This is a genomic window from Bradyrhizobium sp. CCGUVB1N3 (assembly GCF_024199925.1).
Classification (GTDB): Bacteria; Pseudomonadota; Alphaproteobacteria; order Rhizobiales; family Xanthobacteraceae; genus Bradyrhizobium.
Genome location: NZ_JANADR010000001.1, coordinates 8,597,041 through 8,611,670, shown reverse-complemented (window position 1 = coordinate 8,611,670; position 14,630 = coordinate 8,597,041). Strand labels below are relative to the sequence as shown.

Genomic DNA, 14,630 nt, shown 5'->3' with positions numbered 1-14,630 from the left:
AACACCGCCATCTGTGCAAGCTCGGCAGCCGTGAGGGATTAACAGCCGTGCCCTGGCCGGGCGCGGGCCTTGTTCAATTCGAACAGTTCGATCTTGAGCGCTTGGTCCCGGTAGTCGAGGGAGACAAGCGCATTGTGGGCGCACGTGCGCCGGCTGTCGGTCTTGAGACCAATGTCAGCAATTTGACGCTACACCCCACTACGAAGTGCCTCCATAATCTGCGAATTCACTTCGGCACGCAACTTGCTCGGTTCACGGCATCATCACCAATCGCAGTGCGATGGTCTTCGGGACGGACTTGCCGCGCGTCGCTGCTAGCGTCTGGTTCGCCCCGACGGTTTGCTGGCGACAACAAGGACGCTCGGTTATGGACCGAGAAAATGCAGGGAAGTGTTCGATGCGGTCTGGAGTTCTTCTTTCGGGAGCCACAACAATTGCGCTCGTCGCAATAGGTGCAGCCAATGCGGCAGACCTTGTGCCAGTAGTGAAACTGCCTGCTCCTGTGTGGAACTGGTCGGGAGGCTATATTGGCGGGCACGTCGGCGGCGGCTACGGCCGAACCTCCTTCAGAAATCCGTACGGTCCGTCAATTTATGGGGGCGTCGTCGATACCCCAGTGTTTCTCGCAGGCGGCCAGCTCGGCTTTAACTGGCAGAACAACGGCTGGTTGTTTGGCGTCGAACTCGATGCAAGCGGGGCTGTCTCCGAGGGCACAAATACTTGCCTCGCGGCATCCGGCTTTATCGTGAGCGCAAACTGCAAGACTGGTCCCAACGTCTTTGCCACCGGGACCGGTCGCGTCGGTTACGCGTTTGGCGCGCTGGGTCACACGCTGGCCTATCTCAAGGGAGGCGTTGCCTGGCAAAACAATCGGGGCGACATCGTCAACAACTTCGAAGGCCTCGGGCCACAGCAGAAGACCCACTTCGACTATGGTCGCCTCGGTGGCATCATCGGGCTGGGCGTCGAGCAAGCGCTTACGCCTGCATGGTCGGTCAAAGTAGAGTACAACTATCTGCATTTCGGTGGGCCAAGTGTCGCGACTCCTCCGACGGTACAAAATCCGCCATTCGCAATTCTTCCGGCGAACACAACGGGCCTGTCCAGCAACTATCACATCGGAAAAATCGGATTGAACTACCATTTTGGCGCCGACCCGTGGACGCAGTGGTCCGATGCACCGTTGTACGCGAAAGCACCCGCCGTCGCGCCGCCGATGGCTTACGCCGCCGGTTGGTCGTTTGAAGGCGGATCGCGGCTCTGGCTCAGCCGGGGACGATTCCAATGGAACTTAGGCGCTGTGCCCGTCGAGATCGCTACTGTAGATCCCAACATTCTTGTATCAAGGCTCACCTACCACCGCCTCGACGGGCTTTCCGGGGAAGCATTTGGACGTGTTGACAGCCCGTGGGGAGTATTCCTGAAGGGCAATATTGGCCTCGGACGCTTCGACAAAGGAAACATCAACGATGAAGATTGGAGCTTGGGGCCGCTTTCCTATGTCAACACGATATCCGGCCAGGCAAACGGGAGGTTCACTTATTACACGGCCGATGCCGGTTACGATCTCCTGCGCGGCACCAACTACAAGGTCGGCGGATTTATCGGCTGGAGCTACTACGAACAGAGTTCCGACTCGACGGGGTGTGTACAGATCGCCAATCCGATGACTACATGCCTGCCTCCCGGCGACTACAGAGTCGTTGGCAGCCAAGATACTCAGTGGAATGCACCTCGTGTCGGCCTAAGCGCCGAAACCATGCTCACCGAGCGTTGGCGTTTGAGCGCGGACGTCGCTTACCTGCCCTGGACCGATTTCAAAGGGCGTGACAATCATCTGCTGCGCCCGACGACCACCTTCATTGAACAACGCGGGAATGGAGGCGGCGGGATCCAGATTGAAGGCGTGTTGTCCTACTTGATCACCAAAAACTTCAGCGTCGGCGTCGGCGGGCGCTACTGGGCAATGTGGACCAAAAAGTTCGGTGAAGCGACATGCACAGGCTGTGATGGCCCGGGACTCATCGCTGGGACTCAGTTTTCGAAATTCAGCATGGAGCGCTGGGGTACGTTTTTTCAGGCTTCCTATAGGTTCGATTGAGTCAGCCTAGCTCCAGACCCGTTCGATGCCATCATGAAGCTTCGGTAGTGACACCGGCTGAAGGATCGAAGGGCTCGACGAATGCGACCTGCTCGACTGGGACCAGTCTTTTTCCAATGGTGATGACTTTCATAACTATCTCCTCTTTGCGGTTGATCGGAGATCGAGGTTAGCGAGAGCCGTTTCGAGAGCGGAAGGATTGGGAATCGGCACGGAAGGAATCGGAATGATCGGTAACGAGAATGCCGAGCGGCATCATTCATATCCGACGACATACGCGAGACTTCGTTCGCGATTGACGTTCCCTTCGACCAGGCGCCGGAAGATCTGACGCAGGCGCTTCGACGAATCGGCAGAACACGACTGCATGACCGCGCATGCGCCAGCGGCGGCGCTCGCAATACGAACGTGTGCATGTAAGCGCATTTGACCGGAATGTTTTGTAACCTTTTGAAATCGCGGCTTTTTGAAATTGACTTTGGGGCTACCAAAAAAAGACAATAGCGACATTCCCCAAGCCAGCTTTTCGAGACAAGAGGCGGGCAAACATCGCGGAGTTACCTGTTTTCGGCAGTCCACCCAAGAGACCGGCCAGCTAGGTTCAAGCGAATATTCCGACCTATCTGCCCCGGGGATGTCTTTCGCAGCCGCGAAGGACCTATCAACAGCAATTGGGAGGACAAATGGACCCGAAGAGCGACAGCCCCGACGAATACGGCGATGACATGTTGGTAGGGGCAGCCGCGATCGCTGAATACCTGTTTGGATCACCGGAGCTTCGGCGCAAAGTATATTATCTGGCAGAGACTTCGAAGCTGCCCATCTTCAGACTAGGAGCAATGCTGCGCGCGCGGAAGTCGCTCCTCAGCGGGTACATCAAGGTGCAAGAGCAGCGGCCCATCAAGTTGCTCCAGATCCAGGCCCAAATCGCCGCATTATCGGGGACGATTCAACAGCTAGAGCAAGCCGGTTTCGATACAGCCGAAGCACGACACCTCATGGCAGAACGTCGCAAGGAGCTGAAAGACATGTCGCGTCGGTAAGTTGGACGCTAGAGTCTGATTTGACTAAATCGCAGGGACAATGCTCGAATCGGCACTCTGCGTCTGCCTGAGACGGCATTGCGGCCGGTCAAGCTTGCGGGACTGAGGACGCGTTTCAGCTGTTCGTGGGCCTCTGCGGGATCGTCCCGGGACAACGCGAGTCAGCTTTGACTTGCTACATTGCCGAGCCGAACCGTCTCCAAACCCGGTGGGGTAGCCGAAAAGGCCCCACGTCAGCGTGGTTGAGCATGCCGAAAGCGTCGAACTGAATGAATACGGCACGCCGCGCAGGTCCATGACACCGGCCGCGTAACAGCCGGCCGAAATCGCTCCCGCAAGCACAAAACCGATTTCGAAGGTGGGCCTTTCGGGCGCCATGGCAATGCTCCTATTTGTCCTTTCGATCAGGCAACTGACAGGTGTGTCGGGAGGTCCATCGAGATGCGCAGGCCCGCCGTGCCGTTCGGAAGGTTCCGGTCAGCGAGATCGCGCAACGAAGATGTCTTGGCAATCGAAGCCCAACCTGCGGGCGAGAATGTCTCTTCCTTGAAAACGTGCGGCGAAAGCAAGGGATTGGTGAGTGCGTGCGAAAAGGCATCCAACGCGACCATGCGCCCGATCAACGGCGGGACTGCCGAACGCTCCGGCGGATCCTCGGCGAAGAGGCCGACGAAAAATTCGACCCGCTCGACATCGTTGGCGTAAAGTCGCTTCAGGGCGGCGACGACCTCGGGATCTCCGCTAATCTGTTCGAACCGGGTCACGCGCGGGTACTTCATTCTTTCGCGGTAGTCGTTGTAGGACGCCAGGCGATTATCGCGCCCCTGTTTCAAGCTGGCGAGTTCGACCGGCCGAAGGAATTCGGCGGTATTGAACAATCCGAGACGCCAGACCTGCGATTTGCTGGCGCCGTCGAGCGCAATTCCCAGCCCATCTCGCAACAAGGGCTGATTGCCGAAGCGAGCTCCGCTGATCGGCATTGGAGCGCCGTTCCAGACGGCCGTCTCCGGCACCAGGCTGTGCCAGCGATAGAGCAGGTTGAACTCGACCGGAATCCAGTTCTCGCGATTCCAGCCAGCAGTGTAGCACGGCGAGGGATCGCTCAGCAGCCTGAACCAGTAGGGAGAGATGTGATTGATGTATTCTTCGACGACAACCTTGATCAGCTGAACCACGCTGACATTTCTGGCCGTCTGAAAGACGCGCTCATCGTCCCAGCCGGGGTTCGCGGCCTCGATGACGCCGCACAAGCGATTGTGTTCGCGCAGGAACAGCGTATTGATCGCGGCCGTGAAGAGCGTGGAGTTTGCCCGTTCCCCGCCAAATGCGAAAAGCGTCGCCTTGCGGTCGGCGGGCAGGCTGTCCGGCATCTTCATCGGCGCGGGCAGAGCGTCGAATCTCGGGATGCGGACGCCGTGGTCGTCGAACAAGCGAGGCGCCCACTCCTCACCGCCGACGATCTCGGACAGCAACCTGCCGCGCTTGCCGGGTCCGTTATCGAGAGTCCGCAGCGCGTGCTGCACGTCGTCAGTAAGTCCGTAGAGCTGACCCAGATCGATCTGATGGCTGGTCGTGGTCCGGCGGGTGTCCGAAGCGGACGTCATCATGAAGCCGTCGGTGAACCACTGCGCAAACGTCGGAAACAGCAGCGTGGACTTATCCGACAGTCGTGGACCTGATGCCCGGGTCACATAAAGATACGCGAAATCCTCGATGGGGGGCAGGTTCGGGATATCTTTCGGCGGCAGATAGCGGGAGAACCACGTGCGTTCAGTCAGCGAAGACCACGAGGGATAATCCGCCATCGTGCTCAAAAGCAGCGGCCGAAACGGCGCCTTGCCGACGGCATCGTTCACGATGACGCGATTGACGATCCTGCTGAGCCAGGGCTGTCGATTGATAAATCCCCAAACAGGCCGGCCGTGTGTGAGAACAAAACTCTCAATCTTGTTGCGCAGACCATCTCTGCTCGTATCGCGCTGCGCAATCGTTTCTGGCGTGGGTCCCATCCAGCACCCGTCATAATGAAGCCTGAAGGCATCTCGGCAAGTGAATAAAAATGCATGGCATAGTGACAGCTCAATACAACCTTGAAAAGTCCTCTATGATAAAAAAACTCTAAGGATGCTCTGGCGACAAACCGCTTCCTGTCATAGAATTTCGCTATTGGTTTTTGAATTCGTATCCACTGACAGTAATTTTTAAGGTGAGATGCCAAGATGGCCCACGCATTGAATCTCTTCGTCCCAATCCGGCAAGACGCCGAAAGCCAAAAGCTGCTCGCTGATATCGAAGCGAATTTCGCGACGCGCGATCAGCCACTGATCGAAAAGGCCGCCAGGGATTCGCAGATCCTTCACTTCCTGCGGGTGCTTATCACGCCTGACCGAAAATACTTCGTCGTGCTCACCGAGTACGATGGCAGTCATGAGGAATATGCCGAGTTTTTCCGGCTGAACCTTCCGGATCTCTTCAAGCAGATCTTTACGCTCGCCAACGGCCCGGGGTCCTGGGACCAGGTGAATAACGAGAAGACCTTCTTCGAAGCATCCAAGAAATTGCAAATCAGGTCGCTGGGCAACTCGGTGTATGACGAGAAGGATCCTTGGGAGCAAACGGAGGGATATCTCTTCCACGCCTACGGTCCTCGCACCGTGAAGCAGATCCTCCCCCTGCTGAAATAAAAACGGCCGCGCTGCGGCTGCGACGACGCAGCCGCGTGCGGCCAAGCGCGGGCAGCCGGGATCTGGTGACACCATGGCCCCTTTAAGTCGCGACAATGTCCAATCCCTGCTGCTCGGGTCGAGCCTGCATCCGATCACCCGACACCTGCTTTTCCAGGTGAAAAAGAAGGACGGGGGACGTCAATTCCTGTCGGACCTGTTGCCGTCCGTGTCCAAGGGAGATCCCGCTGCCCTGGGCGCCGCTCCTATCCTCAACATCTCGCTGAGCTGGAACGGACTTCTCGCGCTGGGCGCCTTTGATACGATGGGCGGCGAGGCCGCCGCCGCGTCAGCTTTCTATCTGTTCAACGAACCACCGCTCTCGGAATCGCTGCGCGCGTCAGGCGCCAGCACGCCCGCGAATTGGTGGAAGAAGCGTTTCCTGAGCACCGACATACACGTCATCGTGCATCTCAGCGTCAGCTCCGAGGACGAACTACGGGATGTGACCACCCATGTGAAGGCAGCGGCTGAGCGCGCCGACATGCTGGAGCTTCTCACCTCGGCCGAGGGCGAACCGATCACGGGTCGCGCGGTCAACGGGTTTCGGCTGCATTTCGGTTACCGGGACGGTATCTCGCATCCCTCGGTGGATTGGGACAACGATATCCCCACTGGCGGTGCTCTTCCCCGAGGCGACTTTGTGCTTGGCTATCCGTCGCCGAATTACTCGAGCTACCCGGACCAACCGCCGTTCAGCGATTTCGTGCGCGATGGGTCGTTCATGGCATTCATGATGCTGTATCAGGATGTCGCGGCCTTCAACCGCTTCCTGCGCGAGAACGCGCCAAAGCTCGCACCGACATTGCCGCAAGCGGACGCGGAGGAGTACCTGGCTGCGAAGATGATGGGCCGATGGCGGGACGGGACGCCGCTGATGCTGTCTCCGGACCGGCCCGACGAGGCCGCCGCACTCCGCGACGATTTCGACTACGTCGATGATCCCCACGGCATCAAGTGTCCGCTGGCCGCGCATATTCGCGTCGCCAACGCGCGTCACCAGCCGTTGAACGACGTGAACAAGACGCTGTTTCCGGGCGGCTATCCGCGGGTCCTCCGGCGCGGCATGCCATATGGCCCTCTCCTCGAAGGCGAGCAGGACGATGGCGTGGATCGCGGCCTTGTCGGCATGTTCCTGTGCGCAAATCTCAACAAGCAATTCTACACCATCATGCGCTGGCTGGGCCGGACGGACTTCAGTCCGGTGTTTCCCGATCAAGTCGGCCAGGATCCGCTGACCGGAAACAGCGCCTTCCCCGGCGCATCGTCCGATTTCAGCATTCCATCACAGAATGGAACGTCCACGACGGTGAAGAGAGTCACCGATTTCGTGCGCATCGAGGGCGTGGCCCTTCAGCTGCTGCCGAGCTTGACCACTTTGCGAAACGTGGCCGCATTCGGCTAGGCTTGCTTGCTAACGCCGCTACGTTTCCCGATCATATTGCCAAGAGGGAGGCCCGCTTTACTCCTGGATTAGTGGAAAGGTCCGTAATCTCTCGAAAAGTTCGCGAACTTCTGGCGGCGGTGCTATGCACAAAGTTCGATACGTATCGAAGTCGCGGCTTCCCACCGGGCTTTCCCGAGCATTAGGCATCGGCGGCATGAACAATTTTGGGTTGAGACCCCTCATAAGTCTTGCGATGAGCCAAGCAAGAGGCAAAATGCCTGTGCCCATCCCGGAGGGGAGCGATGATGTCTGCACATCCAAAACCGCCCGTTCCACGGCAACCGGCCTCCCCTGCATTTTATGCGGTGGTCGCACTGGTTGCGGCGCTGTTAGCACTCGTCGTGGGAAATTATCTGGTCAGCCACCTGGACACGCTGGCGGCGAACGCCTTCGGAGATCAGGCCTACTACCTGCTGCTGCTCTTTCTGGCACTCGTCTGTGCCGTTGTCCTTTTCGGCGTATTGCGTTCGATTGGTTCGGCAAAGGGTCAACTTTTCGGCACGGTGTTCGAATTTGGTGGACCGGCGGCGATGTTCGTGTTTGTCATTCTTGCAGGCGGCCTTCTATTCAAGGGAAAACAGACCGATTTCCCATTAACGATCAAGCTGCGCACAGATGACCAGCAGACCATGGAGGGCAAGTTTGGAAAAGATGCGATCGTAAACTCGTCGCTCTTGATTGACCTCGGTCCACTCACTCAACCCGTCAAACTAAATGGTGATGCGGTGGGGGAAATACAAATCATCCCGTTCCGCTTTCGAAAGACGCCTATCGGCGTCAGTCTCGACTCGAAGTCCTTCGTATTCAAGGAGCCGAAATCCGCTTATCCAATTCCGGATGACGCCGTTCTGACCCTCATTGTGGTGCCAAAGCCAAAAAAGACAATACAGGCCCGCGTGCAAAGCTCTCAGCTTTTCCGAATAACATCGGGAGGCACTTCTGATGGTCACAGTCCATTCTGTCAGCCGCGAACTGTCCGAGGATGCGTACTTCCGCAACACGGAGGAAAGCTTGTTCCGGGCTCCGGCAATGTGGTCGATCTCCAGCGGAACAGCGACCGAGGGAAGTTTCAGTTGGCCATCAATACACCGGATCAGATATGCATGGATTTCATGTCAAGCACAGGCGCATGCGAGACGGAGATCTATGTCCAGGGATACGTGTCCGCAGTCGAGGAATTTGAAGACAAGAGCTAACCCGGCCGCCGTGTCCCTCGTCGTCGTTTCCGGCCCTCACATCATGCCTGCGAGGCCGAAGGGTCTGGACGCGCGATCGGAGCGCCGCGCCTGAATTGTCCCCGCTCGGTGGCTCCTTCGAACTTAAGGTACGATGATGTCGGAAGCATCCGAAGGCGAATGGTTGGTCCCGTTTCGCGGGAGGAACCACTCAGGTGCCTTCACCCAAAACTTCTTGTGGAAGCGTCAGAATGTGTACGTGATGGACAACCATCGTGCGGCGCTGTGGTGCTGGCTGCAACATATCGATCCCAAACAGCCGTATTCGCTCTTTCATATGGATCAGCACTACGACACGCTTGCCAGCCGGATGACGACATGGCTGGACAATCTGCCGCCCGATTGGGCCCTTGGCATCGATGAGTATCTGGAGCGCAAGGTCAAATACCAGGACATTCCGCAGCCGCTCCCTCTGTTCGGCTGGGACAATTATCTATCCATTTTCTTGGCCGTGTTCGGAGACGCGATGGACACCGCCTACTTCGCGACTCATGGTAAGGGCACGACGCCAAAATGCCCCCATATGAACTGCGATCTCTGGCATGTGCCATCTAACCTCGATTACTGGTTGAACGAGTCTCAAGTCCCTTGGACTTTCAACCTCGATCTGGATTACTTCTTTTGGCACGGAGTCGACGTCGAGCCTGCTCGGTGCATGATGTCCGAAGCATACATATCGAATACGATGAAGACAGTCGGCGCTCATTTGAGTAGCGGCAAAATCAGCGTGCTGACGATAGCGCTCTCACCCGAATATTGTGGTGGCTGGGAACACAGCGAAGCGGTCCTGGATATCGTCTTGAAGCCTCTGGGAATCGAATTCGTACTTCCCCGCTGACTACCGCTCCGTCAGCGACGCAAGCTTGGATGGCTCAAATTGCCAGAAGCTCGGATCATCGCTCTTGGCATAATCGTCGTACGAACGATCGCCGATTAAGATTGGCCACATCCACCAATTCGGGCTCATGCATGATGCGACCAGATAGGTTTCATCCGGCCTATCTTCGCGCGCCTTGGCCAACGGTAGATAGACGTCAGCCACAATGGAGGGATTGGTAAGCTGGATGTCGTTCTGCTCCAGCACGAGAATCGATTTGGCCCCCTCGTTCGCTTTCCACGCGGCAAGTTTCGGAAATTTCTTGTCGATCGCGGCCTGCATCCGGTCCGTGCGCAGCTTCTCGATATCGTCTACCGTATGCCTGATCTGGAAATGCGTGCCCGGAACGATTGGCGGCTCGAAGCGGCAAAGGGCCACATCGAATGGCACATTTGGCGGTCTTGAAGGGCCGACACCGTTTCCTTTGTAGTCCGGGAAGGGACGCTTGGGGATCGTCGGTGCGGTCTCTTTTACCCAGTCGATGATTGCCTGCTGAATCACCGAAAGCTGGGCCGGCTTGCGACCATTAAGCGAATTGATCGGCAGGTAGAGCTCGAACAGAGCGCCCGCTCCGAGCGCATCTTTGAGCGCGGTCGTGATAGGTGCGAAGAGCTTCTCGGTCTGCGCTTCCATGCGTATGTGGCCATCGAACGGCTCGATGCCGGTATGCTCGAGCGCATAAAGCTGACTGCCCAGATCAAAGACCACCTCGACAGGGTGCTGGTGATTTTCCTGCTCTGGCCAACGGAGGTTTGCACGTACTTGCTGTTCGCGTTCTTCGAGCCGGCGCACAATCGCATCGCATACCTTACCCTCATTGAAGCTTAGATGCTTTCTCTTGGGCGAGCCCTCAAGTCGCTCGCGAAGCATCTTCGAAAGCTCCGCCGATTCGAGCACCGTTAGATTGCCCAATTGATTTACTAGTCCCGGCAGATCAGCCATGACTCGCTCGTTCCTTGAAAAGCTGCTCGAAAGCCTTGGCGATAGCCTCACGGCCGGGCACCCAATTTTCCTCGAAAAGAATTCGGATATCTTTGGGCAGCACAAAGGCCGGGCGAGCGATCCGGACGAGCAAGTAGCAAACTGCATAAACACTCAGAACCGTAAAGAACGCGCGCATTAATACATCATGCACGTACACAGGACCGTTGCTCTCCCAGAGAGCGCCATCGCTTGAATCGGGACGCGAATGCGTAAAATTGCACACGTGACGAAACGTCATGCTGAGAATCTCCCCGTCAGCAAGCAGCCAGTTACATTGGTCCTGTGTCAGCATCCCGTGCAGTCGTTTTCTGACGCGCGTGAAGCCCAGTTCAGAGCCACTGGTTTTCCATGTGACGTAGTCGGTGTCGGCCGGTTTTCGATTGCCATATGAACCGATCATAACCAGTTCAAGCGCCACGCGAAGTTCTGCCATGGCGGCTCGATAGTAGCCATGCAACAGAAGAAAATTGACGCACTGAAAGGCATCAGCGGCATCCAGCATGCAGCCATAGAGCTCGTCGGGATGATCGGGGTCTCCGATGGCAACAATCCAGTCGCTCCACAGGCTATGAAGGAGACTTAGCCGGATGCCATTGTGGTCTGATGTGCGAATGGCCACGTCGTCGGTAAGATGAGTGATACCGGCCCATGTTTGTTCATCAATCAAGTCGGTCGGGGCAATATCCTCGCTGTCACTGATGGCAAAATCATCTGGTTCAAGTTGATGTCTGATAGCGCGGAAGTCTGTGAGAGGCAGTTTTCTCGTCATAGGTGTTCCGTAGCAATGCCGGGAGGAGTCAGTTGGCGGGGCCGCCCATAGTTCCAGCGCGTTCCCGAAACAGATCGTCGAACATCTTATCCGCCCCCCACGCTTGGGCAGACGTGTAGGCGAGGCTGCGCGTTTGCTGCGGTGTAAGAGGAGCTTCGCCCGGCTTGTAGCCGAGATCATGCTCGGCTTCGGACCATGCGTGCTCGAACAAGGTCTTCACCTGCAACTCAAAGAATCGGGGGATCATTTCCTTAGACCATCCAGAGCTGATGACGTCGGACGGTATCGCGAGGATGTAGTGCCGCCCGAAGTATCCAAATTCCCAGTGGGACTCCGGCACATGGTCTCGGTACTCTATGGGTCTGAACCATTGCTGGATCAGAGGATCGAGCCTCGCAACATCCGACTGGTAGTATGTGATGATGCGCGCGCCGACCTGGTCCTGTATTTCGGCCAATGGCTCCTGATATTTCGGCTTCCCGCCGACCAGCTTGGTCGCCTTGGCGATAAATCTGTCGATGTCCTTCGGACGGGCCGAGATCCGATCAATTCTTGGCTGCCCTTCCAGGCAGCGAGACAGATAGGCCCGCAGTTCGTCGGCAAGCGGCGCAAGAACCTTTTCGTAACGTTCCTTATACTGCGTCCTCAGGTCGTCAGGCTTTTGGTTTGAGCTTGTCATTGATTACCGTGCCCTGTGTCGTGAACCGAACTCTGTGCGCGCGACCGTCGATGACTTCTTGCCTGAAGACATCGTCAAATTCGGCGGACGGTGCGGTTAGCGTTGCGCCATTATCGAGCTCCATCGATCGATAAGCCATGATGCTCGCGAAATCAGTTGCCGAGAACAGGAAGCGTTCCTCCGCCAGATGCGGATTCCTGAGTTGTTGCGATACGGACTCGCGTGCTGGAGCCGATAGATTAAAGCGATTAGCAAATTCGTTGATGCTCATCGATATTCGAGGAAGTGTCCTGGCGAGCGTCGCGGCCGCAACGATCTCCTGCTTCACGGCGATATCGGCTGTTTTGATGGCGTCTCGCAGGGTGGTCGCGAGGCGGGAGGTGCCCTGCTTCGGGGTCACGCGGAAATCGGAGGCGAGGAAATCGGCAATCCAATAATCGGCGCTCTCGCCAGCAGGGTTGGTTTGCTTATCGATCGCTTTGCCATCCCAAAAGCCCGCGCGCAAAGATGCATCCCGATACAGGACAGCCTTGTACGAGGTCTTGTTCTTCATGAACACGCGTTCAAGGAACGCGACATCGAGGCTCCGAGGATTCTCCTCGACGAGAATAGCGCTATCGGTCGGAAATCGGGACAGCACAATCTTATGCTCGCGTCCTTCCTTGCCGACGATCAGAAACAGCAAGCCGATTCCGGCTCGCCGATCGGTATGCACCTGCAGCCGCTCGGCGATAGCGCGTCCGCTCGGCAACGTTGGACTATCGAGGTGAGCGCAAATGAGATCTCGGCAGGGATTCTGCTGTACCCCGCCAGTGGGTTTGAAGATGATGTCGATGTCGCATTCTTGGTCGGCACGGGTATAAATCCCGTCGAGCAGATCGAACATGCTGCCCGTAAGTGGGACCGACGCACCATTGATCTGTCGAATTTCCGCCGAACTTTTCCCAGGGTGAACCAAATAGGTATGAATGTGCTGAACGGGCACCGCTTCCCCCCTTTGCCGCGCCTTGCTTTTTTCCGATGCTAGCCCGTCAAGGTTGCATGAACAAGCCCGGCGAATTGAGGGATGCCGGGCGTCGCGCCGAAGCAGCGCTCGGGCTGACCTCAGACCTTCCACTTGTCAGACCAACGATCCAGGATCATCGGCATCTTGAGGCCCTTCGGTGCCCCTCGGTCGCGCGTGGCCTCTTCCTGATGCATGCCGAGCGCCAGATAGATCAGACCGGCGCGGGCAAGACGATAGAGTTGAATGGTCTTGGCATTCAGCTCGCTGCGGGCGACGGAATAGGCCAACCGGTCCGCCCAGGGATCGGGCGGTGCACCAGCTTGTTTGCGCATCAGGATTTCGTGCACCCGGAGATAGCTGTGCTCGAGGTGATTGCGGATTGTATATAGCTCCTTTGCATCGGGCTCCATCGTGTCCTGCAGCATCGGATCGAACAGGTCCTTGGCGAGCCAGTAGAGGGCGCGGAACGGCAAGTTCTTGGATTGCAGGAATTCCTGCCGGACAGCTCGGGCTGGATCGCACTTCTCGTACCAGATCGTCTTGAAGTAAACGCGCCGGGCCGGAATGCCGAGTTTGGCGTAATCGTTCAGGAAGAACGCTATCTTGTCGAGCACCGAATAGGCGATGCGGAAAGCAGCCTTTACCTTTTCAACTGCAAGAGAATAGCTGGGATAGTCGAGCGTGTTGTAAAGCACGACATCGCGGTCGGAAAAGTGTACTTCGTCGGAATGAAGGCCCTCGAAGAGTAGCCACCGACCCGAGACGAACTCTTGCTTCATTTGGTCGAAGAAGGCGATGAGCGATGGAGGTTCTCCCAGATTGCTTGTGAAGCTTGGAAGAGAAAGCAGATCAATCGCGGCGATGCTATGCGGGCCGAGATCATTAAGGGGCTTCAGGAACAACCCCTCATGCAGTGCCCAACGGCGGTACTGACGCTCGCTTGCCGATCGCCCGATCCGTTCACGATCCCACTTAACGCTTTTTGCGCGATCAAGATGGATGGCGGCCTCGATCCGCTCCTTAAGATTGGCAAAGACTTTCGTGGCGCCTACACCTTCAGGACCGACATATCTGGTCTTCGGTGAAAGGGCGTCACACAGATCTTCGTAGGCCCGAAGAAAAAACAAGCCTCTATGCTCATCGTCATACAGACTGGAAGCATATCGTGTGAGGCCAGAACCGCGATTTCCTCGAGCCATTCCGAATTTTGGATCAATCGAGAGCGCACGCGTCCACACGGCCACGGCTTCCACACAACGGCCGAGCGTATTGAGCAGGTTACCCAGATTGGTGAGTATCTGGCAGCGACGCAACGCGGATAGCTTTTCGAAGCCCGGCGCGTGCGCGGCTCTTCTGAGGTAGAATATCTCGCTCTGTAGTTCAGGCTGCTCCCATTGCCATGCCGAATCCGGGTCGTGGTGCTTCAACCGTTTGCGGCTGGCCCAAGCGTTGGCGCGAAAGTAATCGAGCAAGACCTGCTGCTGCTTCGTGAGCTTGCCCTGTATCAAGAGATCGCACCATTCGAGCGCAAGCACCGTCGTATCATCGCGGCCAAGATCGCCCGCGAGATCGATGAGCATCCCAATTCGTTCGAGAGCACGGCTGCCGGTCTCAGTCGCCTGCGGGGGACCCAGAGCGATAAGCTTTTGCAGCATTTGAGCCGGGTCGGTTATCATAAGCGCGAGAATAGAAAGATCGCCGCGCATCAGCAACCGGCCGCAAGCCGTTCAAGCAATCCGCCGCGCGTTGGGCATGTGATGCAACGG

12 protein-coding genes are annotated in these 14,630 nt (G+C 57.1%); 6 read left to right on the top strand and 6 right to left on the bottom strand.

Annotation, left to right across the window (positions count from 1 at the left end):
• Positions 1-397: 397 nt before the first annotated feature.
• Positions 398-2,101, top strand: coding sequence for an outer membrane beta-barrel protein (locus tag NLM33_RS40675; protein ID WP_254104038.1), 1,704 nt, complete (start codon positions 398-400; stop codon positions 2,099-2,101).
• Between the two features lie 683 nt (positions 2,102-2,784).
• Positions 2,785-3,144, top strand: a complete 360-nt coding sequence (locus tag NLM33_RS40670; protein WP_254104037.1) for a hypothetical protein — start codon at positions 2,785-2,787, stop codon at positions 3,142-3,144.
• Between the two features lie 404 nt (positions 3,145-3,548).
• Here NLM33_RS40670 and NLM33_RS40665 read toward each other — a convergent pair whose 3' ends face one another.
• Positions 3,549-5,153 (bottom strand): peroxidase family protein, encoded by a 1,605-nt coding sequence (locus tag NLM33_RS40665; protein WP_254104036.1) that lies wholly within the window; start codon positions 5,151-5,153, stop codon positions 3,549-3,551.
• A 210-nt stretch (positions 5,154-5,363) separates the two neighbouring features.
• Between NLM33_RS40665 and NLM33_RS40660 the strand changes: the two genes are divergently transcribed.
• From NLM33_RS40660 to NLM33_RS40645, 4 genes are all read left to right on the top strand, one after another.
• On the top strand, positions 5,364-5,828 hold the full coding sequence (locus NLM33_RS40660; RefSeq protein ID WP_027528676.1) for a hypothetical protein: 465 nt from the start codon (positions 5,364-5,366) through the stop codon (positions 5,826-5,828).
• Between the two features lie 73 nt (positions 5,829-5,901).
• Positions 5,902-7,272: a hypothetical protein gene (locus NLM33_RS40655; RefSeq protein WP_254104035.1), complete on the top strand. Its 1,371-nt coding sequence runs from the start codon at positions 5,902-5,904 to the stop codon at positions 7,270-7,272.
• 284 nt (positions 7,273-7,556) lie between these two features.
• Positions 7,557-8,510 carry a hypothetical protein gene (locus NLM33_RS40650; RefSeq protein ID WP_254104034.1) on the top strand — a complete coding sequence of 318 codons (954 nt, stop codon included), beginning with the start codon at positions 7,557-7,559 and terminating at the stop codon, positions 8,508-8,510.
• A gap of 136 nt (positions 8,511-8,646) precedes the next feature.
• The gene (locus NLM33_RS40645) at positions 8,647-9,387 is read left to right on the top strand and encodes a UPF0489 family protein (RefSeq protein ID WP_254104033.1); all 741 of its coding nucleotides are present in this window, start codon (positions 8,647-8,649) and stop codon (positions 9,385-9,387) included.
• Here NLM33_RS40645 and NLM33_RS40640 read toward each other — a convergent pair whose 3' ends face one another.
• The 5 genes from NLM33_RS40640 to NLM33_RS40620 all read right to left on the bottom strand — a co-directional run bounded on the left by NLM33_RS40640 (position 9,388) and on the right by NLM33_RS40620 (position 14,570).
• On the bottom strand, positions 9,388-10,368 hold the full coding sequence (locus tag NLM33_RS40640) for a hypothetical protein (protein WP_254104032.1): 981 nt from the start codon (positions 10,366-10,368) through the stop codon (positions 9,388-9,390).
• Entirely contained in the window at positions 10,361-11,179 is an 819-nt protein-coding gene (locus NLM33_RS40635) for a hypothetical protein (protein WP_254104031.1), read from the bottom strand. Before NLM33_RS40635 ends, NLM33_RS40640 begins: the two co-directional genes overlap by 8 nt.
• Before the next feature lie 28 nt (positions 11,180-11,207).
• Entirely contained in the window at positions 11,208-11,858 is a 651-nt protein-coding gene (locus tag NLM33_RS40630; RefSeq protein WP_254104030.1) for a GTP pyrophosphokinase family protein, read from the bottom strand.
• A complete protein-coding gene (locus tag NLM33_RS40625) occupies positions 11,833-12,744 on the bottom strand; it encodes a hypothetical protein (protein WP_254104029.1) in 912 nt (303 codons plus the stop codon). The genes NLM33_RS40630 and NLM33_RS40625 overlap by 26 nt, the downstream gene beginning before the upstream one ends.
• A 218-nt stretch (positions 12,745-12,962) precedes the next feature.
• A complete protein-coding gene (locus NLM33_RS40620) occupies positions 12,963-14,570 on the bottom strand; it encodes an LA2681 family HEPN domain-containing protein (protein WP_254104028.1) in 1,608 nt (535 codons plus the stop codon).
• Positions 14,571-14,630: the final 60 nt, after the last annotated feature.

Coding starts and splice junctions, on each gene's coding strand:
- NLM33_RS40675 (WP_254104038.1), top strand. CDS start 398: ATGCGGTCTGGAGTTCTTCTTTCGGGAGCCACAACAATTGCGCTCGTC.
- NLM33_RS40670 (WP_254104037.1), top strand. CDS start 2,785: ATGGACCCGAAGAGCGACAGCCCCGACGAATACGGCGATGACATGTTG.
- NLM33_RS40665 (WP_254104036.1), bottom strand. CDS start 5,153: ATGGGACCCACGCCAGAAACGATTGCGCAGCGCGATACGAGCAGAGAT.
- NLM33_RS40660 (WP_027528676.1), top strand. CDS start 5,364: ATGGCCCACGCATTGAATCTCTTCGTCCCAATCCGGCAAGACGCCGAA.
- NLM33_RS40655 (WP_254104035.1), top strand. CDS start 5,902: ATGGCCCCTTTAAGTCGCGACAATGTCCAATCCCTGCTGCTCGGGTCG.
- NLM33_RS40650 (WP_254104034.1), top strand. CDS start 7,557: ATGATGTCTGCACATCCAAAACCGCCCGTTCCACGGCAACCGGCCTCC.
- NLM33_RS40645 (WP_254104033.1), top strand. CDS start 8,647: ATGTCGGAAGCATCCGAAGGCGAATGGTTGGTCCCGTTTCGCGGGAGG.
- NLM33_RS40640 (WP_254104032.1), bottom strand. CDS start 10,368: ATGGCTGATCTGCCGGGACTAGTAAATCAATTGGGCAATCTAACGGTG.
- NLM33_RS40635 (WP_254104031.1), bottom strand. CDS start 11,179: ATGACGAGAAAACTGCCTCTCACAGACTTCCGCGCTATCAGACATCAA.
- NLM33_RS40630 (WP_254104030.1), bottom strand. CDS start 11,858: ATGACAAGCTCAAACCAAAAGCCTGACGACCTGAGGACGCAGTATAAG.
- NLM33_RS40625 (WP_254104029.1), bottom strand. CDS start 12,744: ATGTTCGATCTGCTCGACGGGATTTATACCCGTGCCGACCAAGAATGC.
- NLM33_RS40620 (WP_254104028.1), bottom strand. CDS start 14,570: ATGCGCGGCGATCTTTCTATTCTCGCGCTTATGATAACCGACCCGGCT.